The organism is Aeromicrobium panaciterrae (genome assembly GCF_031457275.1).
In the GTDB taxonomy this organism is placed as follows: Bacteria; Actinomycetota; Actinomycetes; order Propionibacteriales; family Nocardioidaceae; genus Aeromicrobium; species Aeromicrobium panaciterrae_A.
The window spans coordinates 120291-136280 of the sequence record NZ_JAVDWH010000001.1 but is presented as its reverse complement, the minus strand read 5'-3'; the positions used below and the strand labels follow the sequence as shown (position 1 = coordinate 136280).

The window sequence follows — 15990 nt, the reverse complement described above, 5'->3', positions numbered from 1 at the left end:
AGAACACGTTCTAGTTCTACTGTCCCGAGGAGCGGATCCGCGATGGCAAAGGTCGAGGTCGACTTCGACGTATGTGAGGCAAACGCCTTGTGTGAGGCAATGGCACCCGACGTGTTTTTCGTCGATGACGATGACTTCCTGCAGGTTGAGGACCCGACGGTGACCGACGAGAACCGCGATCGCGTTCAGCGCGCCGTGGCCGTCTGCCCCAAGTCCGCCCTTCGAATCAACGAGGACGCTGAGTGAGCTCAATTTCTCTGGACGGCCGCACTGCGGTCGTCACCGGTGCTGGCGCGGGCCTGGGGCGTGCAGAAGCCGTTGCCCTGGCGAAGGCCGGCGCACGCATTGTCCTCAATGACCTTCCCGGTGCGGCCGATGAGGCTGCCGATGAGATCAAGGCGCTGGGCGCCGAGGTCGCATTTGCGCCCGGCGACATCGGCGAGCGAGCCACCGCTGACCTGATCGTGAAGACGGCGCTCGACAGTTTCGGCTCCCTCGACATCGTGGTCAACAACGCCGGCGTCACTCGCGACAAGATGCTGTTCAACATGACCGACGAGGAGTTCGACCTCGTCATCAAGATCCACCTCCGGGGCCACTTCCTGCTGTCGCGCAATGCTGCAGCGCATTGGAAGCAACTCGCCAAGGAGACCGGCGCACCCGTCGATGCCAGTGTCATCAACACGGCATCCGAGGCGTTCCTCACTGGCTCGCCCGGCCAGGCCAACTACGCCGCCGCCAAGGCGGGCATCACGGCGCTCACGCTGACGACGGCTCGCGGGCTGTCACGCATCGGCGTACGCGCCAACGCGATCTGCCCCCGCGCTCGTACGGCGATGACTGCCGCGGTGTTCGGAGAAGACGAGTCTGGCAAGACGATCGACCCCTACAGCGCCGATCACGTAGCCCCGCTGGTCGCGTACCTCGCCTCACCGGCGGCTTCACGTATCAGCGGTCAGGTCTTCGTCGTCTACGGCGGGATGGTGGCGCTGATCGCCGCACCCGTTGTGGAGCAGCGTTTCGACACCACGGCCGACATCTGGTCCACCGAGGAGCTCGACAAGTCCCTCGGCGGCTTCTTCGCTGACCGGGATCCCGAGATCTCGTTCGCAGCCGACGCCATTCTTTCGCTCTAACTTCACTTCTTACGTTCATGGAGGAACACATGTCCCGTCTTGCGGGTAAGCGCGCGATCATCACTGGTGGCGCACAGGGTCAGGGCGCGGCCATCGCGCGCCACTTCGTACGTGAAGGCGCCAAGGTGATCATCGCCGACGTCGCCGACGACGCGGGCAAGCTGCTTGCCGACGAGCTTGGCGACGCTGCGTTCTTCAGCCACCTCGATGTGGCCGACCCGGCTTCGTGGGCCGAGGTCGTCAAGGACGCCGAAGTCAGCTTGGGCGGAACCGTCAACGTGCTCGTCAACAACGCCGGCGTCCTGCGCTTCGGCGAGATCGACACGATGCTCGAGTCGGACCTGGACCTGTTGATCAATGTCAACATGAAGGGCACGTTCTTCGGTATGGCCGCTGTTGCCCCGGCGATGAAGGCCAACCGTCAGGGCTCGATCATCAACTGCTCCTCGGTCGAAGGCCTCGCCGGAATGTCGTCGCTGACCGGCTACGCCGGCACGAAGTTCGCCATCCGCGGCATGACCAAGTCCGCAGCGATCGAGCTCGGCGCCCACAACGTGCGCGTCAACTCGGTCCACCCGGGCATGATCGACACCCCCATGACCCAGGCGCAGGGCGGCGAAGCGGCCATGCAGTGGGGATCGACCCGCATTCCGCTTGAGCGCGTTGGAACGCCTGAGGACATCGCACCGTTGTACGTGTACTTGGCGAGCGACGAGAGCGGTTACACCACGGGCGGCGAATTTGCCGTCGATGGCGGGGTCACAGCAAGCCACACGTTCTACCCGGGCAACAGTGGGAAAAATTCCGGACGCTGAGGTGACGAAGGCCTCAGTGCCAGAATTTCCTCATTGACCCCTGGTCGCGAGACAATTGAAAGTTCAGTCAAGTGCACTGAACTTGCACAACCCGACGGAGGCGCCACGTGCGTATCGCATTCATGTCTTACCGCAGCAAGCCACATTGCGGTGGTCAGGGCGTCTACCTCCGACACCTGAGCCGTGAGCTGGTTGAGCTCGGTCACCACGTCGAGGTCTACTCGGGTCAGCCCTACCCGGAGCTCGACGAAGGCGTCATCCTGCACAAGGTGCCGTCGCTTGACCTCTACCGCGAGCCCGACCCGTTCCGCATCCCGAAGGCCAAGGAGTTCCGCGACCTGCTCGACGTCGAGGAATTCCTCACGATGTGCACCGCCGGATTCCCCGAGCCCAAGACGTTCAGCAAGCGCGCTGCTCGCCTGATGAAGGACCGAGTTGGCGACTTCGACATCGTCCACGACAACCAGACGGTCGGCTCGGGCATGCTCGACATCGCCGAGCTGGGCTTCCCGCTCATCACCACGATCCATCACCCGATCACGTTCGATCGCCGAATCGATCTGGCGCAGGCTCCGCTTCGCAAGAAGGTCAGCACTCGTCGCTGGTACGGCTTCCTGCGTATGCAGAAGCGAGTCGCCAAACAGCTCACCAAGATCCTCACGGTCTCGGAGTCGAGTCGCCGCGACATCATCGCCGACTTCGGCGTTGATCCTTCGGTCCTCGAGGTCATCACGTTGGGTGTTGACGACGTGTTCGTACCGCCGACAGCCCCGCGCGTACCGGGTCGAATTATGGCCATGGCCAGTGCCGATGCCCCGATGAAGGGAATCGCGACGCTGCTGGAGGCCTTTGCCAAGTTGCGTACCGAGCGCGATCATCTCGAACTCGTGCTCGTCACGACGCCCAAGGCTGGCGGACGCACGGAGAAGCTCATCGACGATCTCGGCATCGCTGAGCACGTCCGGTTCGTCAACGGCATCAGCGACGCTGAGTTGGTCGACATCATGGGCTCTGCTGAGCTCGCCTGCGTCCCGTCACTGTACGAAGGCTTCTCGCTGCCGACCGCCGAACTGATGGCGTGCGCCACCCCGCTCGTCGTAAGCCGTGCCGGCGCGATCCCTGAGGTTGTCGGTGAGGATGGCGTCTGCGCCAAGCTCGTGACTCCTGGCGACGTCGGAGAGCTCGAAGCGGCCATTGCCGATCTGCTCGACGACCCCAAGCGCCGCGAGGCGATGGGCAAGGCCGGACGCGAGCGCGTACTCGAGATGTTCAGCTGGAGTGCCGTAGCCAAGTCCACGGCTGCCGCATACGAAGAAGTGATCGCTGCTCATGCAGCAAAGAATGCAGGGGAGAAGTAAGTGCTGACGATTGACTTTGACCGTCTCGGTCTCAAGCCGGGCGAGCGTGTTATCGATGTGGGAGCTGGCGCTGGCCGGCACTCGTTCGAGATGTACCGCCGCGGTGCCGACGTGATCGCATTCGATCAGGACGCCGATGAACTGGCCAACGTGCTCGACCTGTTCGGTGCGATGAAGGAAGCCGGCGAAGTGCCCGAGGGCGCGTCTGCCGACATCAAGGAGGGTGACGCCCTGGCGCTTCCCTTCGCTGATGGCGAGTTCGACCGGGTCATCGCATCCGAGATCCTCGAGCACATCCCCGCCGACATCCAGGCGATCAACGAGCTCGTACGCGTTCTGCGTCCCGGTGGCACGATGGCCATCACGGTGCCCCGTTGGCTGCCAGAGATCGTCTGCTGGAAGCTCTCCGAGGATTACCACAACACGCCTGGCGGTCACATCCGCATCTACTCCGACAAGGAGCTGATCGGCAAGCTCGTCAACGCCGGCATGGAGTTCGAAGAGATCGACTACGCGCACGGTCTGCACTCGCCCTACTGGTGGCTCAAGTGCGCAGTGGGCGTCAAGAACGACGACAACCCGCTCGTGAAGGCCTACCACCAGGTTCTGGTGTGGGACATCATGAAGACGCCTCGCTACAGCACGGTGACGCGATTCGCGGAGAAGCTCCTCAACCCGGTCATCGGCAAGAGCATGGTGCTCTATCTGCGCAAGCCGGAGTCTGCTTCGTCATGACCCCGGAGCAGATTGCCCAGACGGCTGCCAGCATCGCCTCGATGCAGGAGCCCGATGGAGCGATCCCGTGGACCATCGGCGAGCACACTGACGCCTGGAACCACGTCGAGGGCGCCATGGCACTGCTCGTTGGTGGCGAGATTGCCGCCGCGGAGGCCGCGTACGACTGGTGCCTGCGCACCCAGCGTTCTGACGGTTCTTGGCCGATGAAGCTGGTTGCCGGCACTGTCGAGGACGCCAGCACCGAGACCAACATGGCCGCCTACGTCGCCGTCGGCGTGCTTCACCACTGGTCGATCCGTCGAGACCGTGAATTCCTCGACCGTATGTGGCCGGTTGTACGCGGCGCACTCGACTTGGTCGTGGACCTCCAGCTGCCGTTCGGCGGTATTGCGTGGTCGCGCGAGTGGGATGCCAATGGCCCCGCCAAGATCAACGACGAGGCACTGCTGGCCGGCAGCTCCAGCATCTATCAGGCGCTGCGCTGCGGAGTCGCGCTCGCCGAGATCATGGATGAACCGCAACCTGAGTGGGAGCTCGCGGGAGGTCGTCTGGGTCACGCCCTGCGCGAGCACCGCGACCAGTTCCTCGACAAGTCGAACTTCTCGATGGACTGGTACTACCCCGTTCTTGGCGGCGCCGTGCGCGGTCCCGCCGCTTCAGAGATGCTCGCCTCACGATGGGACACGTTCGTCGAGGACGGCCTCGGCATCCGCTGCGTCAGCGAGAACCCCTGGTTCACCGGTGCCGAGACCTGCGAGCTCGCCATGGCACTGCAGGCGATCGGCGATCCACGTGCCGAGCAGGTATTCACCGACATGCAGCACCTCCGCACGGAGGACGGCGCCTATTGGACCGGCTACGTCACGCCGGATCGAGTCCACTGGCCGCACGAACACACGACCTACACCGCAGCGGCCGTGATCCTCGCCTGGGATGTGCTGACCTCGACCACATACGGCTCGGGCGTCATGACTGGCCACGGCATCGGCGTCGAGTTCGACGAGATCGCGCTGGAGTGCGACTGCCCGTCAACCGACCAGTTCGCCGGCTTGTCCCCGACTACGCGTTAGCACTCGCATCGAGCCCACCGTCTCGGTCGGCTCGAAGGACCCTGACTCGACGGCTCTCTGCCATACGTGGAACGGTGCCTGACCGCCGTCTTCTGGGCGCTCGAAGACGTCATGGATCACCAGGGCACCTCCCGGCATGACCCAGTGCGCAAATCCTGAGTAGTCGTTCTGGGCGTGCTCTTCGGCGTGACCGCCGTCGATGAACAACAAGCTGACCGGCGTATGCCACCAGGTCGCAACGCTGGTCGACTTGCCGATGACGGCAGTCACCTGATCCTCGAGCCCAGCCCGGGCGATCGTCTTGCGGAACACCAGCAGCGTGTCCATCAGGCCGAACTCATCGTCGACGAGCGAGGAGTCGTGGTGCTCCCAGCCAGCCTGGTTCTCTTCCGAGCCACGGTGGTGGTCGACCGTGAGCACGATGCCACCAACCTCGCGTGCCGCGGCGCCCATGTAGATCGCGGACTTGCCGCAGTACGTACCGATTTCGAGTGCCGGCCCGTGGAGGAGGCGCTCACGCGCGACGCGATGCAGGAAGGCGCCCTCATCCTCGGGCATGAAGCCCTTGGCCTCCAGTGCATGGGCAAGCAGGTCTGCAGGCATCTCCGAAGTCACGGAGACAGTCTGCCTTAGCGGACAGGCAGCTCCTGAACGTGCCAGCGGTTGCCATCCGGGTCGGCGAAGCTCGTGAACGTGCCCCACGGCTGTACGTCGAGCTCGGTGGCTTCGACACCCTTGGCGATCAGCTCGTCGCGGGCGGCCTGAGCGCTGGCGACGACGACCTGGATGCTGTCTTGCTGGCCGGGCGCAAGTCCGCTGCCCATGCCGTCGCCGAACGCGATTGAGCAGGCAGAACCGACTGGCGTCAGCTGCACAAAACGTATGTTCTCGTCTACGCGGATGTCGTGGTCAAGGTTGAATCCGACCTGATCAGCATAGAAATCACGCGCCCGATCGACATCGGTGACCGGCACGAAGATGAGTTCGATCCTGCAGTCCATGGTGTCCTCGAATCCCTCTTGCCGCGGTCCCCCTGACCTGCGGCGACAAGTCCATTGTTATCGCGGGGTATGACATTTTGAGTCCTCTGCGAGGCTTATGGCATGCCGCTGAGTGGAGAATACGCACCGAGTACGTCCGACTGGGCCCGCAAGCAGGCCGAGCTCTACGAGAGCACCCACGGCGAGAAGGGCAACTCGATCCTGGGTCGACCGATCATCCTGCTCTACACGTTGGGCGCAAAGAGCGGCAAGATCCGTACGACTGCGTTGATGAGGGTCGAGCACGAAGGCGAGTATCTCGTCGTAGCTTCCAAGGGTGGGGCGCCCGACAATCCGAGCTGGTTCTACAACCTCGTCGATGCGCCACTGGTCGAGCTCAAGGACGGTGCTGTCCGCAAGGACTACACGCCACGTGAGCTTGATGGCGACGAGCGCGCTGTCTGGTGGGACCGTGCAGTGGAGGCATTCCCCAACTACGCGGAATACCAGGTCAAGACGGATCGGCTGATCCCGATCTTCCTGCTCACGCCCGTCGACTAAACCTCAGCCGACGATGGTTGAGTCGATGACGGAGTTCGGCCGAAACTGAATGATCCCGCCATGCGTCGTCGGACGTATGAGGTCGAAACCACCGGTGGCGACGAGCGCCCACTGCAGTGGTGGTTCCGCCTGCCCGAGGTGCTTGCCTCCGAGCGGTGCGAAGAGATTAAGTGCCTCGGTCGCGCAGGCGTGATGCGTTGGCGGAAACGTGAAGAGCCCGCTTCGCCACTCGGCCTCGGGGCCCAAGAACGCGACGGGTCGCGTCAGCGGCTCACCGCAGATGCCGCAGATGCGGCTCAGCGCACAGCGGATCGCGCGGCGCTTGACCACCGAGGAATGGTCGAGCGAACCGTCGTCGTCCTCGCACGCGAAGGGCACCGGCAGCCCACCTGAGGTCGGCCGGGTGTCGAGCAGCGAGGTCACGCCGCGCCCGACCACTTGCCGAGCTCGGAGCGTCGGTTCTGTCGCTCGTCATCACGCAGGCGCCGGGACTGACGCGGAGACAGCGGTGCCGGGTTGTCCTCGGTGCGCTTGTTGGGCAGCGACAACTTCAGGATGGTGCGGAGAGTCTGCCCGTACTGCTTCCACAGCGGTCCGGTCGTGTACGGGATGTCGTACCGCTTGCAGAGGTCCTGGACCTTGACCGAGATCTGAGCGTAGCGGTTGCTGGGCAGGTCGGGGAACAGGTGATGCTCGATCTGGTAGCCGAGCTGGCCGCTCATGATGTGGAGCAGCTTGCCGCCCTTGAAGTTGGCCGAGCCCAGCATCTGGCGCAGGTACCACTCCGCGCGCGTCTCGTCCTCCAGCTCTTCCTCGGTGAAGTGCACCGCCCCGTCGGGGAAGTGACCGCAGAAGATGATGCCGTGCGTCCACACGTTGCGGATGATGTTGGCGGTGAAGTTGGCCGTCAACGTGTGCAGGAAGAAAGGACCGGTCAGCAGCGGGTACATCACGTAGTCCTTGAGGGACTGCTTGCCGACCTTCCTGCCGATCTGGCGCAGCTGCTTCTTGAGTAGCGGTATGTCCTTCTCGCCCTTGCGAATCGCCTCGATGTCGAGGTCGTGCAGCGCCACACCCCACTCGAAGAACAGGGCGAGCAGTGCGTTGTAGGCGGGCTGGCCGAGGTTGGCCGGGTGCCACTTCTGGTCACGTGACATCCTCAGGATGCCGTAGCCGATGTCGTTGTCGTGGCCGAGAACGTTGGTGAACTGGTGGTGGATGTAGTTGTGCGAGTGCTTCCACTGCTCGGCCGGCTGAGTGGTGTCCCACTCCCAGTTGCTCGAGTGGATCTCGGGGTCGTTCATCCAGTCCCACTGGCCGTGCATGGCGTTGTGCCCGAGCTCCATGTTCTCGAGGATCTTGGCGGACCCGAGCAGCGCGGTGCCGAGCAGCCAGGCAGGCGGGAAGAAACTGGCGAACAGGGTGATGCGTCCAGCGGCGGCAAGGCGGCGCTGAAGTGTGATGACGCGCAGGATGTAGTCGCGGTCAGCCTGACCGCGGGACGCCTCGATCTCGGCGCGTATGGCGTCGAGCTCGGCGCCAATCGCGTCTACCTCATCGTCGGTCAGGTGGGTGTATTCACGTACGTCGGCGTATGCCATGTGCGTTCCCTTCGGGAGTTGAGGTCAGATGGCCAGGGTGCAGTCACCGGCGGCGACTGAGATGCAGGTCTGGATGTATTCGTTCGGTTCGCTGTGCTCGTTGCCGCTGCGCAGGTCGCGGATGCTGCCGGATGCAAGAGGTACGTCGCACGTGTGGCAGATACCCATACGGCAACCAAAGAGCATGTTGATGCCGGCCTTCTCGCCGGCTTCGAGCAGCGTCGTGGCGCCGTCGACCTCGACGGTGGGGCCGCCGACACCGAAGGTGACGGTGCCGCCCTCGCCGCCGCTCGCGAGGTTGAGCGTGAAGCGCTCGACGTGGAGGTGGTCGAGTCGTCCCTCCGACTCGAAATGTTCGCTGAACGCGTCGAGCATCGGTCCCGGTCCGCAGGCCCAGGCCTCGCGCTCGCGCCAGTCCGGGCAGACCGTGTCGAGCTGGTCAGCTGTGAGCAGCCCGTCTGCATCGGTGAATCGTTCGTAGAACGTAAAGGATTCATACCTCAGCGCCAGAACCCGCAGCTCGTGGACGAACATCATGTCGTCCTCAGTCGTCGCCGAGTATGCGAGAACGACATCGGGTATGGAACCTCGGCGATCCATGGTTCGCAGGATCGACATGACCGGGGTGATGCCGCTGCCGCCAACAAGCATCAGCATCTTCGCTGGGGGAGGATCGGGGAGGACGAAGTCGCCCTGGGGTGAGGCAAGGCGAACGATTGTTCCGGGCTCGAGACCATTGACCAGGTGATCTGAGAGGAACCCTTCGGGCATGGCCTTCACCGTGATGCTGACGGTCTTGCCCTCGACGAGCGGAACAGACGAGAGCGAGTAGGAGCGCCAGTGGAACTTGCCGTCGATCTCGACGCCAATTCCGATGTATTGGCCAGGAGCATGGTTGAACGACCAGCCCCATCCAGGGCGGATCACGAGGGTTGCGGCTCGATCGGTGATCGGTACGACCTTTTCGATCCGGCCGCGCAGCTCACGCTGCGACCAGAGCGGATTGATCAGAGCCAGGTAGTCGTCAGGCGCAAGCGGGGTGGTGAGAGCCTTCCCAAAGCGGCGAAGGCCGCGCAGGGCCGGCGACCGCTGGATCAGTGGTTCAGTCATGTCCACTCCTTCGGTGTACAAGTGTTCACTCAAACTGTAAACCAGAGTGACACTTTGGCAACCCCGGAGGGAGGCGACCTCGATCACATGAGCATGATGCAACCACTGAATCGGTACAACCGCTTCGCGAAAATCAGTCCCAAGACACTGCGTTCGGAGTCGAGCCCTCCAGAGTGCTGCACCGCACGCCCCCCGGTACCGCACCTCACAGCAGGCTCAGGAGTGTCTCGAGCAGCGCTGACACCGTTGCCTGAGCCTCGTTCAATGCGGCCACGGCCGCGTCGTACGTCTCTTTCAGGGCTGAGGTCTTCGCAGTTGCCGCGTTCACCGCGGCCACGGCGGCGTCGTAGTCGACCTTGATGGTCGCGGCTTCGGCGTAGGCGGCCTTGCCCGCGGAGATGGCGGCGTCGTACTCCGGAGCGAACGCCCACGCTTTTGCGTAGGCCGCTTTGCCAGCCGCGATGGCAGCGTCATAGTCCGACTTCATTCCGGCAGCCTTGGCGTAGGCGGCATTGCCGGCGGCGATGGCGGCGTCGTAGTCGGTCTTCATGCCGGTGGCGCGCGCGTAGGCGGCCTTGCCTGCGGCGATGGCGGCGTCGTAGTCGGTCTTCATGCCGTTGGCGCGCGCGTAGGCCGCTTTGCCTGCGGCGATGGCGGCGTCGTAGTCGGTCTTCATCGCGGCAGCCCTGGCGTAGGCCGCGTCGCCAGCCGCCAGAGCGTCCAGATACTTCTGGGCCAAGCCAGGCAACAGGAGATTTGAGTCCGGATCACCGAGCGCGACAGTGGCCAGATACTCCTGCTTGACTGCTGCAGCCAGCGTGTAGGCAGCTTTGCCCTCAGCGGCGGCGGTGTCGTAGGCCTGCTTGATCGTTGCTGCGTTGGCGTAGGCGGCTTTGCCCTCAGCGGCGGCGGTGTCGTAGGCCTGCTTGATCGTTGCTGCGTTGGCGTAGGAAGCCTTGCCCTCGGCAACGGCCACGTCGTAGGCCTGCTTGATCGAACCGGCTGCTGCGTAGGCTGCTCGACCCTCCAGTACGGCTGCGTCGTAGGCCTGCTTGATGGTGGTGGCTGTTGCGTACGAGGCTTTGCCTTCAGCGACGGCCGTGTCGTACTTCTGTTTGATGGAGGCCGCGTTGGCGTAGGCGGCTTTGCCTTCGGCGACAGCTGCGTCGTAGTCGACCTTGATTGCCGAAGCGGTGGCGTAGACGTCGTGGCCTTCCTCCACAGACGCTTCGTACTGGTCCTTCAGGTCGGCGGCATGGGCATACGCTTCGTCGCGAGCGACGACCGCCGCGTCGTACTCCTGCTTCGCGGCTGTCGCTGCTTCCGACTTGGAAGCGGCGAATGTGACTGCGTCGTCGCGGATCTCAGCAATGGTGGCCAGCTTGGGATCTGTCGGGATCAGATCGTCATCCGAGGTCGTGACGCGCTCGACATTTCGTGCGGTGTGCGCTCTGACATCTCCTGTGTCGGCGTCAACGGTCAACTTGATCTGGCCGACGTTCTGTCCGTGGTAGCCCGTCTGAATCAAGGGACGGGTGCGGCCTGAATCGCCAGGAACCGGCGCGTTGTAGACGTACGCGTTGTGCGTGTGGCCCATGATCATCGCATCGACATCAGGCGACGTGTCCTCGACGATCCGCGTGAAGGTGTTGCTGCTCTGCATCGCCTGCTCAAGGGTCCAGGTTCCCCACGGAGCACCTTCGTGGATGGCGGCAACGATGACGTCAGGTTGCTCGGACGACGGCAAGGCGTTGAGCCGGTCAACCTCGGCGTTGATCCCTTCCACGGGATCGCCAAAGGTCAACCCTGCGATGCCCGACGGCTCGACGAGTTCTGGCGTGGTGTCCGTGACGGCGCCGATGACGGCGATCCGCACTCCGCTGACGGTGTACATCGTGGAGGCATCCAGCGCGGGCGCTCCGCCGGACTTCGTGACGTTGGCGCCGAGGATCGGGAAGTCGGCCCGCGCCATGATGCGGTTGACCAGATCGTTGTAGCCCTTGTCGAACTCGTGATTGCCAACGGCCGAGGCGTCGACACCCAGAACGTTGAGCACATCAATCGTCGGGTTGTCGTCCTGAGCGTTGGATGCGGGCGCGGACTCGCCGACATTGTCTCCGGCCGAGATGAGCAGTGTGTTGTCGGCTGAGCCATCGCCGAGCAGCTGTTCGACTGTCGCCGCCCATTGGACAACCTTGCCGTCGATCTGGCCGTGGAAATCGTTCACAGCGACGAGATTGATCGTGACGTCATTTGCCGCTTGAGCTGGCGATACGCACAGCAGACCGCCAGTCACGACGGCGGCAGCCGTCGCGAGTCCACAAAGCGATCGGTTCATCGTTCTTACTCCCTCAACATCACGGGTCGCCCAAACGACCCGTGCTTCATCCAAGTACGCATCTCTCGATGTGTCCTTGACTCCCACATTCAGTGAAGCACGCCGCGAGGTCGACCGTGATCGGTTTGCTCATATGGGAGAGCAGAAAAGCCCGTCCTGGATGACAGACACATGCAGAGTCGCAGGCGTCACTGATGGGGTCGGCCTAGTCGCGCTGCTGGTCCATCACGTTGGCTTCATCGAGCGTCGGCGCCGAGCCGCCGAGGCGTGCCGGCACCCAGTTCTCGCCCTTGGGGTGCGGCCCGTATGCGTCCTGCACCTCATGTAGCAACGCCGTCATTGCGGCATGCAGGGAAGTGGAGAGCTCGTCGGCAGAGCCTGACGGCGGGATCGGCTCGCCGATCAGGACCATCACAGGCGTCTTGGTGCGTCCGAGCTGGCGCGGTAGTCCTTTGGTTGCGATGCGCTGCGAGCCCCACACGATGCACGGGATGATCGGCACGTCGGCCTCGATCGCCATTCGCGCGGCGCCGGACTTCAGGGTCTTGATCTCAAAGCTGCGGCTGATGGTCGCTTCCGGGTAGACGCCGACGATCTCGCCCTTGCGGAGCTCGTCGACCGCGGCGCGATAGGCGTCAGCACCCGCCGAGCGATCGACGGCAATCACTTGGCACCCCCACATCAGGAACCTGATGACGGGATTGTTCTTGAGCTCGATCTTGGCCATGAAGCGCACGAATCGCTTGTCACGACGCCTGGCGTCGATCCCGATGTAGGTGAAGTCGACGTAGCTCGTGTGGTTGATGGCCAACACCGCGCCAGTCCCCTTGGGGAGCCGACGCTCACCCAGCCGGATCGTCTTGTGCCCGGTGACCAGATTGAACAGACGGAAGAAGCTGACCACAAATCCGTAAATCACAGGGCCTCCAGGACTTTCAACGTGCGCAACCAAGCCTGCGACGACGGGTCGATGACGACGAAATGATCGCCTTCGACGCGAATCAACTCGGCATCTGCACCGGCCTTCTTCGCCCGCTCAACGTAGCCGATTGACTGGCTGATCGGGACGATGTCGTCCTCAATGCCATGGACGCATCTGACCGGCACCGAAAGCGGGATCTGTGACATCGGGTCGGCCTGTGCGTATGTGTTGTCACCCATGAATGCCCTCACGGCGCTGGATCCGAGGTCGTCCTCGTTGGCCGCCGCCAAGTCGAGCACGCCGGCCTGGGAAATGGCCGCAGTCACCGGCACCGTCGGGTTCGTACGGCCGGCCGCCAGAACAGCCAAATGACCTCCGGCAGAGTGCCCCAGAGTGATCACCGTGGAAGTGTCGAGACCGTCAACACCGGCGAGTGCATCAATGCCGGCGCTGACGTCGTCGAACGTGGTGGGCCAGCCGCCCCCATTGCCAACGCGTCGGTACTCGAGGTTGTAGGCATCCCAGCCATTTCTGGCGAGCGATGCCGCGAGGGGTCGGCCAAGCGAGAGGTCGTACAGCGATTTCCAAAAGCCGCCGTGGATCACAACGACAACGCCCTTGGAGGCGCCCTGTGCGCGGGTGAGCTCGGCGAACTGTGACGCGCCGTCGCCGTACGAGATGGTCTCCACCGATCGCCCCTTCGTGTTCGATGGTGCGCAGGCGGCGAGGCCAGCAAGAGCCATCAGGCTGAGCACTTGGCGCCGGTCCATCGGGCCAACCGTACGCGGTGATTGAGCGTTGGTCGGGACACACGCGGTCGCCCGATAGAATCGTGTTCCGTCGAGTCCAGGGAGGCCCGCGTGGATGTCCACGAGCTCGACCAGCTGCTGCTGATCGGCTCTGGCGTCCTGATCCTGGCGATCCTGGCCGTGCGACTCTCCGTCACAGCCGGCCTTCCCTCACTCCTCGTCTATCTGGCGTTGGGACTGCTGCTCGGCAATGCCGGTCTCGGGGTCCCATTCGACGATGCCGACCTGGCCTTGGTGCTGGGCTTCTCTGCGCTGGTGCTGATCCTCGCCGAAGGTGGTTTGTCGACGAAATGGGAGCACATCCGTCCGTCGATGGGATTCGGGCTGCTGCTTGCAACGCTCGGATCGGCCATCAGCGTCGTCGTCGTCGGTCTCGGGGCGCACTACCTACTTGATCTCGACTGGGAGTTGGCGTTCCTGCTGGCCGCGGTCATGACCCCGACCGACGCCGCTGCGGTGTTCTCGGTCCTCCGAGCGGTTCCGCTCAAGCACCGGGTGACCGGCACCCTTGAGGTCGAGTCGGGGCTGAACGATGCGCCGATCGTCGTACTCGTCGTGGCGATCAGCGCCGGCGACCTTGCCGAGAAGGGTGCGTGGGCGTTCACGGGCCTGATCGTGTTCGAGCTTGTGGTCGGCGCGATCTTCGGTGTGGTCATCGGCCGCGTGGGCGCCAGCCTGTTGCGACGAGTCGCGCTGCCGGCGTCGGGCCTCTATCCCTTGGTCGTCTTCGCGTTCACGGTGCTCGCGTACGCGTCGGCCGCGATGGTGCATGCCAGCGGATTCGCGGCGGTCTACATCGCGGCGCTCGTTCTCGGCAATACGGAGTTGCCTCACCGTACGGCCACGAAATCGTTCGTCGAGGGCATCGGCTGGCTGGCGCAGATCGGGCTGTTTGTCATGCTCGGGCTGCTCGCTGATCCGGGGAGCTTCGAGTGGTGGCACGTCTGGACCGGACTGGCGGCGGGCGCACTCATTACGTTCATCGCTCGCCCGCTGTCGATCGCAGTGTGTGCTGTGGTGTTCGATCGGCCGTGGCGTGAGCAGTCGTTCATCGCCTGGGCTGGGCTTCGAGGTGCCGTCCCCATCGTCCTGGCGACGATCCCGCTCGCCGCTGGCGTACCGGGCGCGGATGACTTGTTCAACATCGTCTTCGTATTCGTGGTGGCCTACACGCTGCTACAGGCCGCGCCGCTCGCACAACTCGCGGCCTGGTGTGGCGTGCTTTCAGATGAGGCGCGGGACGTCGAGGTCGAAGCCGCGCCGTTGGAGCGCGTATCGGCCGATCTTCTCCAGATCCGGGTTCCGCGGGGTTCGAAGCTGGCGGGCGTCGAGATCGGCGAGCTGCGGCTGCCGACCGGTGCCTCGGTGTCCTTGGTCGTACGCGACGGCAAGACGTTCGTGCCACACCGCACTGATCGACTCTCCGTGCATGACGACCTCTTGATCGTCGCCGCACGTACAGTGCGCGAGCGGACCGAGAAGCGACTACGTGACGTTGGCCGTCACGGCCGTCTCGCCGGGTGGGGCAAAGACGAAAGCTAGGGCAGCGCGACGATAGGCACGCACGTCGTCACGTCTGTCGAAGCGACGATGCTGCGTACGGGCTTGCCCTTGAGTTTCGTGAAGCCGTCGCCGATCACGATCACGACACCTTCCTTTACGGCGATGTCGGGCACTGAGTAGTCCACGTTGTTCATGAACTGAGCAGCGACGAGCTCGACCCGTGGATCGTTCGGGTCATTCGTGAGGATCGTGACTGGGGCAGGTTTGGCGCCGCTGTTGCTGTTGCCGATCTCGCCGCCGAGGAAGCCATTGCGCTGAAGGTTGATGTTGACGCGGTTGGCGAGTCCTGACTTCTTGCTCGCATTGAAGACGTTCACCGTGATCAGGTTGCTGGTGAGCTTGTCGCCCGCCTTGACGGTGCGCGCTTCGCAGGTCGCCGCCACTGTGGGCTCGGGCGGTTTGGCGAGCAGCATCTGGAAACCTGCGATCAGCCCGACCACGAAGACGACGGCTGAGCCGACGAGGGTGAGGTTGCGTGGTGTCATGTCGTCTTGCCGATGGAGTGAACCCGGGCGTGGAGCATATTGCGCTGCTGGAGTGCCGCACGGAGCGCGCGGTGCAATCCGTCCTCCAGGAACAGCTCGCCCTCGAAGCTCACCACATGGGCGAACAGGTCGCCGAAGAACGTCGAGTCATCGTCGAGCAGATGTTCCAGATCGAGCTGAGTTTTGGTGGTGGTGAGGTCGTCGAGACGTACCTGAGACGGTGCGATCTCGGCCCATTGGCCCGCACTCAACCCGTGTTCCGGATAGGGGCGCCCCTCAGCCACCCGTCGGAAGATCACTCCCGCAGTCTAGACAGACGCGCGGTAAGGCAACGCCAACGATGGCCAGACAACGACTCCAAGGAGGTTCGAAGGTGGCCCACAATGCGCCCAAACCTCCTCGGTCCATCTCATCGCTGGACGTTCGCCCGTGAAATCGTCAAGAACATCTTCAAAAAACGTCGCCAATTGCAGGTAGCGTCTGAGGGAAGAAATCAGGGGCATC

18 protein-coding genes are annotated in these 15990 nt (G+C 63.6%); 8 read left to right on the top strand and 10 right to left on the bottom strand.

The window, feature by feature from the left end:
• Positions 1 to 42 precede the first annotated feature (42 nt).
• From J2X11_RS00665 to J2X11_RS00640, 6 genes are all read left to right on the top strand, one after another.
• Positions 43 to 246 (top strand): ferredoxin, encoded by a 204-nt coding sequence (locus tag J2X11_RS00665; RefSeq protein WP_309965333.1) that lies wholly within the window; start codon positions 43 to 45, stop codon positions 244 to 246.
• On the top strand, positions 243 to 1136 hold the full coding sequence (locus J2X11_RS00660; protein ID WP_309965330.1) for a 3-oxoacyl-ACP reductase: 894 nt from the start codon (positions 243 to 245) through the stop codon (positions 1134 to 1136). Before J2X11_RS00665 ends, J2X11_RS00660 begins: the two co-directional genes overlap by 4 nt.
• 29 nt (positions 1137 to 1165) lie before the next feature.
• Positions 1166 to 1951 (top strand): SDR family NAD(P)-dependent oxidoreductase, encoded by a 786-nt coding sequence (locus tag J2X11_RS00655; protein ID WP_309965327.1) that lies wholly within the window; start codon positions 1166 to 1168, stop codon positions 1949 to 1951.
• A 107-nt stretch (positions 1952 to 2058) separates the two neighbouring features.
• Complete coding sequence (locus J2X11_RS00650) at positions 2059 to 3309, top strand: glycosyltransferase family 4 protein (protein WP_309965324.1); 1251 nt, start codon at positions 2059 to 2061, stop codon at positions 3307 to 3309.
• Positions 3310 to 4044 carry a class I SAM-dependent methyltransferase gene (locus tag J2X11_RS00645; RefSeq protein ID WP_309965322.1) on the top strand — a complete coding sequence of 245 codons (735 nt, stop codon included), beginning with the start codon at positions 3310 to 3312 and terminating at the stop codon, positions 4042 to 4044. It begins immediately after the preceding gene.
• Complete coding sequence (locus tag J2X11_RS00640; protein WP_309965319.1) at positions 4041 to 5117, top strand: prenyltransferase; 1077 nt, start codon at positions 4041 to 4043, stop codon at positions 5115 to 5117. Before J2X11_RS00645 ends, J2X11_RS00640 begins: the two co-directional genes overlap by 4 nt.
• Here J2X11_RS00640 and J2X11_RS00635 read toward each other — a convergent pair.
• On the bottom strand, positions 5076 to 5732 hold the full coding sequence (locus J2X11_RS00635) for a class I SAM-dependent methyltransferase (RefSeq protein WP_309965316.1): 657 nt from the start codon (positions 5730 to 5732) through the stop codon (positions 5076 to 5078). The two genes, J2X11_RS00640 and J2X11_RS00635, sit on opposite strands and share 42 nt — an antisense overlap.
• 14 nt (positions 5733 to 5746) lie before the next feature.
• Entirely contained in the window at positions 5747 to 6118 is a 372-nt protein-coding gene (locus J2X11_RS00630) for a glyoxalase superfamily protein (protein ID WP_309965313.1), read from the bottom strand.
• 102 nt (positions 6119 to 6220) lie between these two features.
• Here J2X11_RS00630 and J2X11_RS00625 point away from each other — a divergent pair, with 102 nt between their 5' ends.
• Positions 6221 to 6658 (top strand): nitroreductase family deazaflavin-dependent oxidoreductase, encoded by a 438-nt coding sequence (locus J2X11_RS00625; protein ID WP_309965310.1) that lies wholly within the window; start codon positions 6221 to 6223, stop codon positions 6656 to 6658.
• Between the two features lie 3 nt (positions 6659 to 6661).
• On the opposite strand, the gene J2X11_RS00620 is transcribed toward J2X11_RS00625, so the two are convergent.
• From J2X11_RS00620 to J2X11_RS00595, 6 genes are all read right to left on the bottom strand, one after another.
• A complete protein-coding gene (locus J2X11_RS00620) occupies positions 6662 to 7081 on the bottom strand; it encodes a hypothetical protein (protein WP_309965306.1) in 420 nt (139 codons plus the stop codon).
• Positions 7078 to 8259, bottom strand: a complete 1182-nt coding sequence (locus J2X11_RS00615) for a fatty acid desaturase family protein (protein ID WP_309965304.1) — start codon at positions 8257 to 8259, stop codon at positions 7078 to 7080. The genes J2X11_RS00620 and J2X11_RS00615 overlap by 4 nt, the downstream gene beginning before the upstream one ends.
• Before the next feature lie 24 nt (positions 8260 to 8283).
• Positions 8284 to 9369, bottom strand: a complete 1086-nt coding sequence (locus J2X11_RS00610; RefSeq protein ID WP_309965301.1) for a ferredoxin reductase — start codon at positions 9367 to 9369, stop codon at positions 8284 to 8286.
• A 205-nt stretch (positions 9370 to 9574) separates the two neighbouring features.
• The gene (locus J2X11_RS00605; RefSeq protein WP_309965297.1) at positions 9575 to 11707 is read right to left on the bottom strand and encodes a metallophosphoesterase; all 2133 of its coding nucleotides are present in this window, start codon (positions 11705 to 11707) and stop codon (positions 9575 to 9577) included.
• 205 nt (positions 11708 to 11912) lie between these two features.
• Positions 11913 to 12626 (bottom strand): lysophospholipid acyltransferase family protein, encoded by a 714-nt coding sequence (locus tag J2X11_RS00600; protein ID WP_309965294.1) that lies wholly within the window; start codon positions 12624 to 12626, stop codon positions 11913 to 11915.
• Positions 12623 to 13399 carry an alpha/beta hydrolase family protein gene (locus J2X11_RS00595; protein ID WP_309965291.1) on the bottom strand — a complete coding sequence of 259 codons (777 nt, stop codon included), beginning with the start codon at positions 13397 to 13399 and terminating at the stop codon, positions 12623 to 12625. Before J2X11_RS00595 ends, J2X11_RS00600 begins: the two co-directional genes overlap by 4 nt.
• A 90-nt stretch (positions 13400 to 13489) precedes the next feature.
• On the opposite strand from J2X11_RS00595, the gene J2X11_RS00590 reads away from it, so the two are divergent.
• Complete coding sequence (locus J2X11_RS00590) at positions 13490 to 14980, top strand: potassium/proton antiporter (RefSeq protein ID WP_309965288.1); 1491 nt, start codon at positions 13490 to 13492, stop codon at positions 14978 to 14980.
• On the opposite strand, the gene J2X11_RS00585 is transcribed toward J2X11_RS00590, so the two are convergent.
• Both J2X11_RS00585 and J2X11_RS00580 read right to left on the bottom strand, forming a co-directional pair.
• Entirely contained in the window at positions 14977 to 15486 is a 510-nt protein-coding gene (locus tag J2X11_RS00585; protein ID WP_309965285.1) for a LytR C-terminal domain-containing protein, read from the bottom strand. The genes J2X11_RS00590 and J2X11_RS00585 overlap by 4 nt on opposite strands.
• On the bottom strand, positions 15483 to 15785 hold the full coding sequence (locus J2X11_RS00580; protein ID WP_309965282.1) for a type II toxin-antitoxin system VapB family antitoxin: 303 nt from the start codon (positions 15783 to 15785) through the stop codon (positions 15483 to 15485). The genes J2X11_RS00585 and J2X11_RS00580 overlap by 4 nt, the downstream gene beginning before the upstream one ends.
• Positions 15786 to 15990: the final 205 nt, after the last annotated feature.

Excerpts from the sequence above, each read along its gene's own strand:
- J2X11_RS00665 (WP_309965333.1), top strand. The coding sequence starts at position 43 with ATGGCAAAGGTCGAGGTCGACTTCGACGTATGTGAGGCAAACGCCTTG.
- J2X11_RS00655 (WP_309965327.1), top strand. The coding sequence starts at position 1,166 with ATGTCCCGTCTTGCGGGTAAGCGCGCGATCATCACTGGTGGCGCACAG.
- J2X11_RS00640 (WP_309965319.1), top strand. The coding sequence starts at position 4,041 with ATGACCCCGGAGCAGATTGCCCAGACGGCTGCCAGCATCGCCTCGATG.
- J2X11_RS00630 (WP_309965313.1), bottom strand. The coding sequence starts at position 6,118 with ATGGACTGCAGGATCGAACTCATCTTCGTGCCGGTCACCGATGTCGAT.
- J2X11_RS00625 (WP_309965310.1), top strand. The coding sequence starts at position 6,221 with ATGCCGCTGAGTGGAGAATACGCACCGAGTACGTCCGACTGGGCCCGC.
- J2X11_RS00615 (WP_309965304.1), bottom strand. The coding sequence starts at position 8,259 with ATGGCATACGCCGACGTACGTGAATACACCCACCTGACCGACGATGAG.
- J2X11_RS00610 (WP_309965301.1), bottom strand. The coding sequence starts at position 9,369 with ATGACTGAACCACTGATCCAGCGGTCGCCGGCCCTGCGCGGCCTTCGC.
- J2X11_RS00605 (WP_309965297.1), bottom strand. The coding sequence starts at position 11,707 with ATGAACCGATCGCTTTGTGGACTCGCGACGGCTGCCGCCGTCGTGACT.
- J2X11_RS00595 (WP_309965291.1), bottom strand. The coding sequence starts at position 13,399 with ATGGACCGGCGCCAAGTGCTCAGCCTGATGGCTCTTGCTGGCCTCGCC.
- J2X11_RS00585 (WP_309965285.1), bottom strand. The coding sequence starts at position 15,486 with ATGACACCACGCAACCTCACCCTCGTCGGCTCAGCCGTCGTCTTCGTG.